At 73.1% G+C, this 12,659-nt stretch carries 9 protein-coding genes and 1 pseudogene; 3 read left to right on the plus strand and 7 right to left on the minus strand.

All coding sequences use genetic code 11. The features are described from left to right. Positions 1 to 19: 19 nt before the first annotated feature. The 6 genes from J2X68_RS22000 to J2X68_RS22025 form a co-directional block, all read right to left on the minus strand. Entirely contained in the window at positions 20 to 862 is an 843-nt protein-coding gene (locus J2X68_RS22000; RefSeq protein WP_310434244.1) for a nitrilase-related carbon-nitrogen hydrolase, read from the minus strand. Positions 863 to 1,043: 181 nt separating this feature from the next. Further along, entirely contained in the window at positions 1,044 to 2,627 is a 1,584-nt protein-coding gene (locus J2X68_RS22005; protein ID WP_310434245.1) for a PucR family transcriptional regulator, read from the minus strand. Positions 2,628 to 2,657: 30 nt separating this feature from the next. After that, complete coding sequence (locus tag J2X68_RS22010; protein WP_310434246.1) at positions 2,658 to 3,941, minus strand: aspartate aminotransferase family protein; 1,284 nt, start codon at positions 3,939 to 3,941, stop codon at positions 2,658 to 2,660. Continuing rightward, positions 3,938 to 4,780: a nitrilase-related carbon-nitrogen hydrolase gene (locus J2X68_RS22015; RefSeq protein ID WP_057606051.1), complete on the minus strand. Its 843-nt coding sequence runs from the start codon at positions 4,778 to 4,780 to the stop codon at positions 3,938 to 3,940. The genes J2X68_RS22010 and J2X68_RS22015 overlap by 4 nt, the downstream gene beginning before the upstream one ends. A 180-nt stretch (positions 4,781 to 4,960) precedes the next feature. Continuing rightward, positions 4,961 to 6,511 (minus strand): hypothetical protein, encoded by a 1,551-nt coding sequence (locus tag J2X68_RS22020; protein ID WP_310434247.1) that lies wholly within the window; start codon positions 6,509 to 6,511, stop codon positions 4,961 to 4,963. Between the two features lie 141 nt (positions 6,512 to 6,652). Next, positions 6,653 to 6,904 (minus strand): helix-turn-helix transcriptional regulator, encoded by a 252-nt coding sequence (locus tag J2X68_RS22025; RefSeq protein ID WP_310434248.1) that lies wholly within the window; start codon positions 6,902 to 6,904, stop codon positions 6,653 to 6,655. A gap of 35 nt (positions 6,905 to 6,939) precedes the next feature. Between J2X68_RS22025 and J2X68_RS22030 the strand changes: the two are divergent. Both J2X68_RS22030 and J2X68_RS22035 read left to right on the plus strand, forming a co-directional pair. Further along, a pseudogene (locus J2X68_RS22030) lies at positions 6,940 to 7,134 on the plus strand (type I methionyl aminopeptidase); the annotation flags it as partial. A 131-nt stretch (positions 7,135 to 7,265) separates the two neighbouring features. Then, complete coding sequence (locus J2X68_RS22035) at positions 7,266 to 9,818, plus strand: ATP-dependent Clp protease ATP-binding subunit (RefSeq protein WP_310434249.1); 2,553 nt, start codon at positions 7,266 to 7,268, stop codon at positions 9,816 to 9,818. Positions 9,819 to 9,884: 66 nt separating this feature from the next. On the opposite strand, the gene ggt is transcribed toward J2X68_RS22035, so the two are convergent. Further along, positions 9,885 to 11,696 (minus strand): gamma-glutamyltransferase, encoded by a 1,812-nt coding sequence (ggt, locus tag J2X68_RS22040; protein WP_310434250.1) that lies wholly within the window; start codon positions 11,694 to 11,696, stop codon positions 9,885 to 9,887. A gap of 143 nt (positions 11,697 to 11,839) precedes the next feature. On the opposite strand from ggt, the gene J2X68_RS22045 reads away from it, so the two are divergent. Continuing rightward, on the plus strand, positions 11,840 to 12,598 hold the full coding sequence (locus J2X68_RS22045) for a hypothetical protein (RefSeq protein WP_310434251.1): 759 nt from the start codon (positions 11,840 to 11,842) through the stop codon (positions 12,596 to 12,598). The last annotated feature ends 61 nt before the right edge of the window (positions 12,599 to 12,659 follow it).

Below are 12,659 nucleotides of genomic sequence, written 5' to 3' on the forward strand. Positions count from 1 at the left end.
GGCGCGGGGGCCTCGGGTCTTACGGTGCGGTCAGCGGGCCGTAGGCCTCCGGGCGGCGGTCCCGGTAGAACTGCCAGCGGTCGCGGACCTCGCGCAGCTTGGCCATGTCGAGGTCGCGGACGACGAGTTCGCTCTCCTTGTCGCTCGCCACCTCGCCGACGAACTGGGCCTCCGGGTCCACGAAGTACGAGGTCCCGTAGAAGTCGTTGTCGCCGAGTTCCTCGACGCCGACCCGGTTGATCGCGCCGACGAAGTACTCGTTGGCGACGGCCGCCGCCGGCTGCTCCAGCTGCCACAGGTAGGCGGACAGGCCGCGCGAGGTCGCCGAGGGGTTGAAGACGATCTCGGCGCCCTCCAGCCCCAGCGCGCGCCAGCCCTCCGGGAAGTGGCGGTCGTAGCAGATGTAGACGCCCACCCTGCCGACGGCCGTGTCGAAGACGGGCCAGCCCACGTTCCCGGGCCGGAAGTAGAACTTCTCCCAGAATCCCTTCACCTGCGGGATGTGGTGCTTGCGGTACTTGCCGAGGTACGAGCCGTCCGCGTCGATCACGGCGGCGGTGTTGTACAGGACGCCCGGCTGCTCCTCCTCGTACATCGGCAGCACCAGGACGATGCCGTGCTCCCGGGCGAGCGCCTGGAAACGCTTCACGATCGGGCCGTCCGGGATCTGCTCGGCGTACTCGTAGAACTGCGGGTCCTGGACCTGGCAGAAGTACGGTCCGTAGAACAGCTCCTGGAAACACAGGACCTGAGCGCCCTGCGCGGCCGCGTCGCGGACCGCCTGCTCGTGGACCTGGATCATCGATTCCTTGTCGCCGGTCCAGGCCGTCTGGAAGACGGCGGCACGGATCACTCTGCTCATCGGGACCTCCGGTCGCTCGGTGTACGAGGAGCCTAGGAAGCCCGCGCGCCTGCTCTGAGTGGCACGGTGTCACGCCTCGGGGCGTCCGGCGTGCCACCGTGTCACGTCTTTCCGGACCCATGTTTCACCACCGTTTTCCCTGGTCGTTCCATGTTTCTGGGCTGTTGCCGACCGTCCGCGGTCAGCCCTGTTGCGCGTCGTGCGCGAGCAGCGCGATGTGCACCGAGGCGGCCTGTTCGAAGTCGTCGAGGTCCACGCCGAGCCGGCCCTCTATCGCCTCCAGCCGGCGGTACAGGGCGGGCCGCGAGACATGGTGGAGCTGTGCGGTGCGGGACTTGTTGCGCCCGGTGGCGAGATAGGTCCGCAGGACGGCGAGCAGGTCGTCGCCCGCCGCGCACAGCAGGCCGTCCAGCTCCCGCTCGGCGAAGGACTGCACCCGCGGGTCGTCCCGCAGCAGCCGTACCAGGCCGCGCAGATGGACGTCCTTGAGGCGGACGACGGCCGGGAGGTCGAGGGCGGCCGAGGAGTCGGCCACGGCGTCCGCGACATGCTGGGCCTCGCGCAGCCCGGCGGACACGTCGTCCCAGACGGTGCGCGGGGCGGCCGCCGCGACGACCGCATGGCTCTCCCCCGACTCGGTCCGCAGCCGGGCGGCGAAGTGCGCGGCGAGCGCCTCCGCGTCCTGGTCGCGGGCGAGGCTGAGCAGCACGGCGGTGGCCCCGTCGGCGAGCTCGGCGACCAGCCCCGGCATCCCCAGCAGCCGCAGCATGCGCTCCAGTTGGGCGGGGTCGCCGTCACGGACGACGAGCGGGACGAAGGTGCGCCGGTTGACGGGGAGGCCGGCCGCCCGGGCCCGGGGCAGCAGTTGCCGGGCCGGGACGACACCGGAGACCAGGTCGGTGAGCAGACTCTGCGCCGACTGCTCCTCCCAGGTGTGGGCGGAGGCGCCGCCGAGCATGCGGTGCAGGACGAGGGCCTCGGCGGCCCGGTCGGCGAGGAGCCGTCCGCCGGCGGTGTCGCCGCGGTGGCCGCAGAGCATGATCTGCCCCCACCGCTCGCCGCGTCCGCCCAGCTCGGCGCGGATCCAGCCGTCGCCCTCGCTGCCGCCGGCCTGGCGGGCGATGCGTTCCCAGTCCCGCAGCACGTCGTCGACCGCGGACCGCTCCCCCGCCGTCGCCAGCACCCGGTGGGCGAGGTTGGTGACGACGACGGGACAGGCGGCGTGCTGGGCGATCTCGTCGAGCAGCAGCTGAAGCGGGGCGCCCGCGGTGATCAGACCGGTGAGCGCGGTCCGCACCGCCTCCGACAGACTGACGGCGGCGAACTTGCGGCGGACCAGCCGGGACTGGACCTCCTCCGTCAACTCGGCGAAGGGGAAGGGCCGGTGGAGGACGACCATCGGCAGCCCGCACCGCTCGGCGGCGCGCCGCATCCCGTCCGGCGGTGCGGGGAACGCCCGTCCCAGTCCCAGCACCACGGCAGCGGCCTCCGCGCGGTGCAGGGACTGGATGTACTCGGTCTGCGCGTTCTCGTCACCGGCGAGCAGCACCCCGGTGGTGAGGACCATCTCGCCGCCGCTGAGCATCACGCCGACGTCCGCGGCCTCGGCGACGTGCACCCAGCGCACCGGCCGGTCGAGCTGGCCCGCGCCTGCCACCACCTCGGGCTCCCCGGCCAGCACCCGTTCCAGGGACAGGACCTGACGGACCGACAGGGCGGGTTCCAGGGGCTCTACGGGCCCCCAGGGCTCCAGGGTGATGGTCATGGTGTGGTGTTCCCTTGGCTCAGGCCTGCGCTACTGCGTGCTCCTCAGCGCGCCTTCGAGGATCGCGGCGCCCTCCTCGGCCTCCGCGACGGTGAGGGACAGCGGCGGGGCGATCCGCAGGGCGCTGGTGTCGTGACCGCCGCCCTTGCCGATCAGCAGCCCGCCGGCGCGGGCCGCCTCCAGCACGGCGGCCGCCCGGTCCGGGTCGGCCGTGTCGGTGCCGGGCTTCGTCAGCTCGACGCCGATCATCAGCCCGCGCCCGCGCACCTCCCGTACCCCGGGGTCCTGGGCGGCGACGGCCCGCAGCCGCTCGATGAGCAGGCCGCCGACCCGCCGGGCGTTGCCCTGGAGGTCGTGCTCCAGCAGGTAGGAGAGGTTGGCGAGACCGGCCGCCATGGTGACCTGGGTGCCGCCGAACGTCGAGATGCTGTTGGCGTCCAGGCAGTTCATGATCTCGGAACGGGCGATGACGCCGCCGATGGAGGTGCCGTTGCCGATGCCCTTGGCGAAGGTGACGATGTCCGGCGGTCCGCTGCGCCCGTGCGCCTGCCAGCCCCAGAAGTGCTCGCCGGTGCGGCCCCAGCCGGTCTGCACCTCGTCGGCGATCCACAGGATCCCGTGTTCGTCCAGCACTTCACGGAACGCCGCGTACAGCCCGTCCGGCGGCGAGGTGAACCCGCCGACCCCCTGGATGGGTTCGGCGATCAGGGCGGCCGGCGGACGGGTGTGCCCGAGCAGGTCCCTCAGGTCCTCGACGCAGGCCTCGATGAACGCGGCGTCGCCGAGACCGGCGAACGGGCCGCGTCCGCGTACCCCGCCGTGCACGTAGAGGGTCTGGAGCGGGGACAGCGAGGTCGGTGACCAGCCGCGGTTGCCGGTGATGCCGACCGCGCTGAAGGAACGCCCGTGGTAACTGTTGCGCATCGCGAGGACGGTGTTGCTGCGCCGGTGGGTGGTGGCGAGCAGCAGCGCCGTGTCGTTGGCCTCGGTGCCCGAGGTGGTGAAGAAGACGCGGGCGTCGGGGATGCCGCTGATGTGGGCGATGCGCTCGGCGAGTTCGACCATGGGCCGGTTGAGATACAGGGTCGAGGAGTGGATGATCCGCCCGGCCTGCTCGCTCACCGCCTTGGTGACCTCGGGCAGCGCGTGCGCGGTCATGGTGGTGAGGATGCCGCCGAAGAAGTCGAGGTACGTGTTGCCCTCGGCGTCCCAGACGTGCCGGCCCTCGCCGTGGGTGATCTCCAGCGGGTCCTCGTAGTAGAGGGCGAGCCAGTCCGGCAGGACCCTGCGGTGGCGGGCGTGGAGTTCGCTCACGGCTGCACCAGCCCCTCGTAGGCGTCGGGACGGCGGTCGCGGTAGAAGGCCCACTGCTGCCGGACCTCCTCGACCAGGTCGAAGTCGAGGTCACGGACGACGAGTTCCTCGTCCTTGTCGCTCGCGACCTCGCCGACGAACTTCCCGCGCGGGTCGACGAAGTACGACGTCCCGTAGAAGTCGTTGTCCCCGTACTCCTCGACGCCGACCCGGTTGATCGCGGCGACGAAGTACTCGTTGGCGACCGCGGCCGCGGGCTGCTCCAGCTGCCAGAGGTGGGCGGAGAGGCCGCGGTGGGTGGCGGACGGGTTGTAGACCAGCTGGGCGCCGTTGAGACCGAGTTGCCGCCAGCCCTCCGGGAAGTGCCGGTCGTAGCAGATGTAGACGCCCACCTTGCCGACGGCCGTGTCGAAGACGGGCCAGCCGAGGTTGCCGGGCTTGAAGTAGTACTTCTCCCAGAAACCCTTTACCTGCGGGATGTGGTGCTTCCGGTATTTGCCGAGGTACGAGCCGTCGGCGTCGATCACGGCGGCGGTGTTGTAGTAGAAACCGGACTGCTCGATCTCGAAGACCGGCACGACGACGACCATGCCGGTCTCGCGGGCGAGTTCCTGCATACGGCGCACGGTCGGCCCGTCGGGCACCGGTTCGGCCCAGCGATAGTGCTCCGGCTCCTGGACCTGACAGAAGTAGGGAGCGTTGAAGACCTCCTGGAACCCGATGATCTTCGCGCCCCGGCGGGCCGCCTCGCGGGCGTGCTCCTCGTGTTTCGCCACCATGGACTCGGTGTCGCCGGTCCAGGTGGCCTGGACCAGTGCGGCACGTACGACGTTGGCCATGAGCTGCTCCTTCGACGGGACGTCAGAGCCTCTACGCCCGTAGACGAAGGTCGTAGAGGGACGAACGTAAGCCTCCGGGACGGGCTTGCCAAGACCATCGTCGTTAACCCGCCGAGTCGATCGCGTTTCACACTCCGGTGGGTGAGTCGCGGGGCGTACGGCGTAAGAGGGCGCCCCGGGTCAGGCGGTGAAGCCGGCGACCCTGAGGGCGTGCACGAGGTCCCAGTGGCGTTCCTCCGAGACGCCCCGGGCGGCCTCCAGCACGAGGGGCACGAGGGTCTCGGGGGCCGGGGCGACGCTGCGGGCGGCCTCCTCGGGGGTGCGGACGCGGACGTAGGCGTCGAGCAGCGCGCGGACCTCGCGGCGTCTGCCCTCCTCGACCAGACCGAGGACGGCCTGTCCGATCTCGGCGGCCGGGCGGGCGACGCCCTGGCGCAGGATCTGCTCGCCGTCCGCCGTGCGTCCCACCGCGACCAGCGCGTCGGCCGCGGCGACGAGCCGGTCGGCGGGGAGGGAGGCGGCCTCCCAGAGCAGGGTGGTCCAGTCGGCGGTGAGCCCGGCGCGCCGGAGTTCGGCCGCGAGCAGCGGGATGCGGGCGGCCGGCCAGGAGGCGAGCTCGGCCAGCAGGGCGTGCGCCTCGCCGCTGCGGCCCTCGCCGCGCAGGCGCACCAGCCGTTCGACCGTCTCGACGGTCTCCCGCCGGGCCGCCGTGTCCAGCGCTTCGCGGCGCGGCTCGGGGCGCCCGGCGCTCTCGGTGGCGGCCCCGGCGAAGCGGGCGCCGCGCGGGGTGCGTCGCCCGGTCGGGGCGGGCGCGGGCGTCACGGGTTCGGCGTCGGGCGGTACGGCGACGGAGGCGGCGTCCTCCTCCTCGGCCATCCCGGCGAAACGGGCGCTGCCGCGGCGGCGCTTGCGCTGCTTGGGGACGGTGGCCGGGGCGGGCGGGTCCTCGGGGGGAGCGGGCCGGGCGGCGGGGGCCTCGGCCGCCGGCGCCTCGTCCTCGTAGGCGTCGCCAGGCCGCCCGGCCGCGGGCCCGGCGGCACCGGACCCGGCAGCGGCTTCGTACCGGGCAGGGTCGGCGTACGGGGCCGGGTCGGTGAACCCGGCGGGGTCGGCGTCTCCGTCAGGCGCCGCGTACCCGGCGGGAGTGCCGTACCCGGCGGCGGTCTCGCGGGACGGGTCGGCGGTGGTGCGCCGGGCGGGACGGGGGCCGGCTGCGGGCGGCGGGAGGCGGTCCGACGCCGCGATCCGGGAGCGGAGTTCGGCGCAGCGCGCGGTCGCCCGTTCGTGGTCGTCGTGGGCCCAGGCGAGGTCGAGCCGGATGGCCTCGGCCTGCTCGTGGGTGGCCGCGGACGGCAGCCTGCGCCCCAGCTCGGCCAGCCGTTCGGCGGCGTAGCGCTGTTCGCGGAGCATCACGTCGAGCCGGTCCCCGAGGGCGTCACGGCCGCCGGGCCGGGCGTCGTGGGCGACGAGGGCGGCGGCGTGCAGCGGCCGGACCCGAGCCGCCTGCTGTTCGGCGACGGCGGCCCCGTACTCCGCGGCCAGGTCCTGGAGCACCGCCTCCACCACGTCCCAGGGCGGCACCTCGCGCCCGTCGAGGCAGGCCCGCATGCCGTCGGGATCGCGTTGCCAGAACACCGCGCACCAGCCGGCGCCCTGATCGAGGCGCGACAGCAGACCGTTCAGGTAGCTCGCGAACTCCCGTACCTGGCCCGGGAGTTGATCCACAGCCATCGCTCGACTCCCGCCCCGACCGGAACACTCCGGTTCGTAGAGAACACCCATCGTGTTACAGCGCGGCTACAGCCGGTTTTCGAAACCGACGCGACGACGTGCGCGTGAACCCGGCCGGGCGCGGACAGCGACCCCAGGGTGTCACGCGGGGGCGGGGACGCACAGCCCCGCCAGCTCGTCCATCGACAGGCCGAGCACGCGGGCGAGCGCGGCGACGGTGAAGAACGCCGGGGTGGGGGCGCGGCCGGTCTCGATCTTGCGGAGGGTCTCGGCGGAGATGCCGGCGCTCGCCGCCACGTCGGCCATGCTCCGGCCGCGGCGGGCCTCGCGCAGCAGCAGCCCGAGCCGTTCGCCGCGCTCGCGCTCTTCCGGGGTGAGGGGGGTGCGTACCATGCGGCCATTCTAATACCGGTACCGTAATCGGCACGCTCTGCGCGTCCGTGGACGACGCGATCGCGCACGGCATCCCCGCCGGATACCGGCTGCGCGACAGCGCTCCCCTCCCGGCCGGCTTCGGCGCCACGCCCGACGGCTGGGCCGGCGACGCCGCGATCAGCTGTACCGCGGGCGCCCCGCGACCGGCGGATGTCCGGCCGGCCGAGACCGCCGAGCGGGCCCGCGCGCCCCCCGGTCCCCCGGGCGGCCGCGGGCTCCAGGACATGCCGCGGCCTGCGGATCGTGCCATCGTGGTGTAGCCCGGCACGGACCGGGCCCCCGTCCGCACCGGCAGCGCAAGTCGATCGAACGGAACGCCATGACCAGCGGCTTCTCCCATCCGGAGGGGTACGGCGACCCCTTCGGCGAGTTCCTGGCCCGCTTCTTCGGCGGGCCCCGCCCCGGCCCCCGGCAGATCAACATCGGCCAGCTCCTCAGCCGGCCCGCGCGGGAGCTCGTGCGCGACGCGGCCCAGTACGCGGCCGAGCACGGCAGCCGCGATCTGGACACCGAGCATCTGCTGCGCGCGGCGCTCGGCGCGGAGCCCACCCGCTCGCTGCTCAGCCGGGCGGGCGCCGACCCCGAGACCCTCGCGTCGGAGATCGACGAGCGCTCGGGCCCGGTCCAGCATCCGCCGGGCGAGGTGCCTCCGCCCACGTCCCTGTCGCTGACCCCGGCCGCCAAACGGGCGCTGCTGGACGCGCACGACCTGGCCCGCTCGCGCGGCGCCGGCTACATCGGCCCGGAGCACGTGCTCAGCGCCCTCGCCTCGAACCCGGACTCGGCGGCCGGGCACATCCTCAACGCGGCCCGCTTCGCCGCCTCGGGCCTGCCGAACGACGAGCCGGACACCGCGCAGGCGCCCCGTCCCGGTGACCCGCAGCGCCCCACCGGCACGCCCACCCTGGACAAGTACGGCACGGACCTCACCGAGCTGGCCCGCCAGGGCCGGATCGACCCGGTGATCGGCCGCGACGACGAGATCGAGCAGACCATCGAGGTGCTCTCCCGGCGCGGCAAGAACAACCCGGTGCTGATCGGTGACGCCGGCGTCGGCAAGACCGCCATCGTCGAGGGACTGGCCCAGCGCATCGCGGACGGGGACGTGCCCGACGTCCTCGTCGCGCGGCGCGTGGTCGCCCTGGACCTGACGGCCGTGGTCGCGGGCACCCGCTACCGCGGTGACTTCGAGGAGCGGCTGAACACCATCGTCGACGAGATCCGCGCGCACTCCGACCAGCTGATCGTCTTCATCGACGAACTGCACACGGTGGTCGGCGCGGGCGGTGGCGGCGAAGGCGGGTCGATGGACGCGGGCAACATCCTCAAGCCCGCCCTGGCCCGCGGCGAACTGCACATCGTGGGCGCGACCACGCTGGAGGAGTACCGGCGGATCGAGAAGGACGCGGCGCTCGCCCGCCGCTTCCAGCCGATCCTGGTCCCGGAGCCGTCCGTCGCGGACGCGCTGGAGATCCTGCGCGGGCTGCGCGACCGCTACGAGGCCCACCACCAGGTCCGGTACACCGACGAGGCGCTCGTCGCGGCCGTGCAGCTGTCCGACCGCTATCTCACCGACCGCCGGCTGCCCGACAAGGCGATCGACCTCGTCGACCAGGCCGGCGCCCGGGTGCGGCTCGGAGCCCGCACCAAGGGTGCGGACGTACGGGCGATGGAGCGCGAGGCCGAGGAACTGGCCCGTGACAAGGACCAGGCGGTCGCGGACGAGCAGTACGAGCAGGCCACCCGGCTGCGGGACCGCATCGTCGAGTTGAAGCAGCGCATCGAGGAGGCGACCGGCGAGGTCACCTCCGACGAGGGCCGGCACCTGGAGGTCACCGCGGAGGCGATCGCCGAGGTGGTGTCCCGGCAGACGGGCATCCCGGTCGCCAGCCTCACCCAGGAGGAGAAGGACCGCCTGCTGGCCCTGGAGGAGCACCTGCACGAGCGGGTCGTCGGCCAGGAGGAGGCCGTACGGGTCGTCGCGGACGCCGTGCTGCGCTCGCGCGCCGGGCTCGCCAGCCCGGACCGGCCGATCGGCAGCTTCCTGTTCCTCGGCCCGACCGGCGTCGGCAAGACCGAACTGGCGCGCGCGCTCGCCGAGTCGCTGTTCGGCAGCGAGGAGCGCATGGTCCGGCTCGACATGAGCGAGTACCAGGAGCGGCACACCGTGAGCCGTCTGGTCGGCGCCCCGCCCGGCTACGTCGGCCACGAGGAGGCCGGGCAGCTGACGGAGACCGTGCGCCGTCACCCGTACTCGCTGCTCCTGCTCGACGAGGTGGAGAAGGCGCATCCGGACGTCTTCAACATCCTGCTCCAGGTCCTCGACGACGGCCGGCTGACCGACTCCCAGGGACGCACGGTCGACTTCACCAACACGGTCATCGTGATGACCAGCAACCTGGGTTCGGAGGCGATCACACGGCGCGGCGCCGCCATCGGCTTCGGCTCGGGGGGCGCGGACGCCGACGAGGAGGCACGGCGCGAGCAGATCCTGCGGCCGCTGCGCGAGCACTTCCGTCCGGAGTTCCTCAACCGGATCGACGAGATCGTCGTGTTCCGGCAGCTGACGGGTGAGCAACTGCGGCGGATCACGGACCTGCTGCTGGAACGGACACGGCAACTCGTGCAGGCCCGGGGCATCACGGCCGAGTTCACCGACGCGGCCGTCGACTGGCTCGCCGAGCGCGGCTACCAGCCCGAGTACGGCGCCCGCCCGCTGCGCCGCACGATCCAGCGCGAGGTCGACAACCAGCTGTCCCGGCTGCTGCTCGACGGGCGGGTCGCGGAGGGCGACCGGGTGACGGTGGAGGTCGAGGACGGGCGGCTCGCGTTCCGCACGCACACCGGCGGACCGCCCGCCCCCGAACTCTGAGCACCTGAGCGCCTCAGCACCTCGGGGCGGGCGCGCCCGACCCGCGGCGCGCCCGGACCGAGGCTGCTAGGGCGCCGGTCGCACCACCTGTGCCGAGCCGCCGCCGCGCCGTACGGTCTCCGCGGCGGCCAGCCACTTGCCGTTCGGCAGCCGCTGCACGCCGGTCGCCGCGCCGATCTCGGGGTTGAGCTTGAAGGAGTGCCCGATGGCCTCCAGCCGGGCCCGCAGCCCGCCGGGGCTGGTGTCGTCGTAGAGCGCGGGCTCCAGCTCCGTCTGGGCGGCGTTGCGCTGGCTGGCCCGCGGGGCGGCGATCGCGTCGACGAGCGGCAGTCCGCGGTCGAGGAACCCGGTCAGGGTCTGCAGCACGGTGGTGATGATGGTCGCGCCGCCGGGCGAGCCCAGCGCCACCACCGGCCTGCCGTGGCGGTCGAGCACGATCGTCGGCGAGATCGACGAGCGCGGCCGCTTGCCCGGGCCGGGCAGGTTCGGGTCGTGGACGGCGGGGTTGGCGGGGGCGAAGGAGAAGTCCGTGAGCTCGTTGTTGAGGAGGAAGCCGCGGCCGGGCACGGTGATGCCGCTGCCGCCGGTCTGTTCGATGGTGAGCGTGTAGGAGACCACGTTGCCCCACTTGTCGGCGACGGTGAGGTGCGTGGTGTTCTCGCCCTCGTACGTCGTCGGAGCGGCGGTGCCGCCGGTGGCGCAGGCGGCCGGGTTCCGCGGGTCGCCGGGCGCCACCGGGCTGGTGAGGACCGCGTCGTCCTTGATGAGGCAGGCGCGGGAGTCGGCGTACTTCTGCGACAGCAGCTGCTTCGTGGGGACGTCCTCGAAGGCGGGGTCGCCGACCCAGCGCCCGCGGTCGGCGAACGCGATGCGGCCGGCTTCGAGGTAGTGGTGCAGGTACTGGACCTCACTCGCCTTCGACAGGTCCGTCCTCTCCAGGATGTTGAGGGCCTCGCCGACCGTCGTGCCGCCCGAGGACGAGGGCGCGATGGAGTAGACGCCCAGCCCGCGGTACGAGGTCTTCGTGGGCGCCTGGAGTGTGGCGCGGTAGGCCGCGAGGTCCTCGGCGGACAGCTCGCCCGGCCGGGCGTTCCAGCCCGAAGCCGGGTCCACGGGCGGCTTGTTGACCGTGTCGACGATGTCCTCGCCGAGGTCGCCGCGGTAGAGCGCGCCCACTCCCTTGCGGGCCAGCTCCCCGTAGGTCCGGGCGAGGTCGGGGTTCTTGAACGTCGATCCCACGACGGGGAGTCGACCGCCGGGCAGGAACAGCTCCGCGGTGTCGGGGAAGTACCGGAAGCGGGTCTCGTTGGCGGCGGTCTGGGTGCGGAAGGTGTCGTCGACGGTGAAGCCCTCGCGGGCGAGGCGCTGGGCGGGCTTCAGGACCGTGCCGAGCTTCTCGCTGCCCCACTCCCGCAGCGCGGTCGCCCAGGTGGCGGGCGTCCCCGGCGTGCCGACGCCCAGACCGCTGCTGACGGCGTCCGCGAAGGCGAGCGGCTTGCCGTTCTCCAGGAAGAGACCGGAGTCGGCGGTCAGCGGCGCGGTCTCCCGGCCGTCGATGGTGTGCACCGCACGGGAGTCGGCGTCGTAGTAGACGAAGTAGCCGCCCCCGCCGATGCCGGAGGAGTAGGGCTCGGTGACGCCGAGGGCGGCCGCGGTGGCCACGGCCGCGTCGACGGCGTTGCCGCCCTTGCGGAGCACCTCGATGCCGGCCGCGGAGGCGTCCGCGTCGACGCTGGCCACGGCGCCGCCGTAGCCGACGGCGACCGGGACCTTCGCAACAGGGGCTCTCCCGGCGGCGGGTGGCGCCGCGGCCCCCACCGTGACCACGGCGGCCGAGACCGCCAGGACCGACAGTTTCCGCGCGACAGGGCGACGCATCCGTACCTCCAGTCCAGGAACGTCCGCGCAGCGTAACCAGATTCCCGGGGCCCCGACAGCCTCCTTCCGGGCACTGTCATACGACTGCCACACCTCGAACACGGGTACGCCCCGGCCGCGCTCGCCCGCTAGCATGCGCGCCCATGAACGACGACGTGCGCAACATCGTCCTGGGCGTGGTCGCGGCCGGCATCAGTGCCGCGCTCGGCTGGCTGGCCCGCACCTACCTGTGGAAGCGCCGGCTCCGGCGCAAGCAGGCCTTCTTCGGGCTGCCGGAGAACTCGGAGTGCCTGCTGGTCGTCAACCGTGACGCGGGCAGCCCCGACCTCGCGGTGCACCGCCACGACGTGTTCGCGCTCCTGGAGCTCTCCGCGCTCATCAAGGACTGCGGCGCGGGCGCCGAGGTGGTCACGCAGGACGCGGCCCGGCAGGGTTTCGGCGAGCGGACGGAGTTCTGCGTCGGCGGCCCCGGGTCGAACCGGCGCATGGCGGCCCACATCCAGGCCATGCTGCCCGGGGTCCGCATCAACACCGACCGCGAACCGGGCCCGGACCGGCTGGCGTTCCAGATAGGCAGCGAGCACCACCGCATGGAGCCGGGCGTCACCGAGTACGTCCTGCTGGCCCGGCTCACCGCCGGCCGGCGGCGCGACGCGCGTCCGGTGTTCCTGTTCTGCGGCCAGCGCGCGATCAACAACCAGGCCGCCACCCGCTATCTGGTCCGCAATCACGAGCGGCTGGCCCGCAAACACGGGAACGGCTCCTTCGTACTGCTCCTGAAGGTCATCAACTCCCAGGCGTACGGCCCCGATGTGGTCGAGCTGGTCGAGGACGTGACCCGGACGGCCCAGACCCCCCTGCCGGACCCGGCTCCCGACGCGCCAATTGTTACTGCCACGTAACTTACCGACGGTTACCTCCGAGGGGTCAGAACGGTTACCGTCGGGTCACTTTGCGATGACG

The organism is Streptomyces sp. 3330 (genome assembly GCF_031456635.1).
Taxonomy (GTDB): domain Bacteria; phylum Actinomycetota; class Actinomycetes; order Streptomycetales; family Streptomycetaceae; genus Streptomyces.

Bases quoted from the DNA above. Each gene is read 5' to 3' on its own strand.
- J2X68_RS22000 (WP_310434244.1), bottom strand. From the start codon at position 862: ATGAGCAGAGTGATCCGTGCCGCCGTCTTCCAGACGGCCTGGACCGGC.
- J2X68_RS22005 (WP_310434245.1), bottom strand. From the start codon at position 2,627: ATGACCATCACCCTGGAGCCCTGGGGGCCCGTAGAGCCCCTGGAACCC.
- J2X68_RS22015 (WP_057606051.1), bottom strand. From the start codon at position 4,780: ATGGCCAACGTCGTACGTGCCGCACTGGTCCAGGCCACCTGGACCGGC.
- J2X68_RS22020 (WP_310434247.1), bottom strand. From the start codon at position 6,511: ATGGCTGTGGATCAACTCCCGGGCCAGGTACGGGAGTTCGCGAGCTAC.
- J2X68_RS22025 (WP_310434248.1), bottom strand. From the start codon at position 6,904: ATGGTACGCACCCCCCTCACCCCGGAAGAGCGCGAGCGCGGCGAACGG.
- J2X68_RS22035 (WP_310434249.1), top strand. From the start codon at position 7,266: ATGACCAGCGGCTTCTCCCATCCGGAGGGGTACGGCGACCCCTTCGGC.
- ggt (WP_310434250.1), bottom strand. From the start codon at position 11,696: ATGCGTCGCCCTGTCGCGCGGAAACTGTCGGTCCTGGCGGTCTCGGCC.
- J2X68_RS22045 (WP_310434251.1), top strand. From the start codon at position 11,840: ATGAACGACGACGTGCGCAACATCGTCCTGGGCGTGGTCGCGGCCGGC.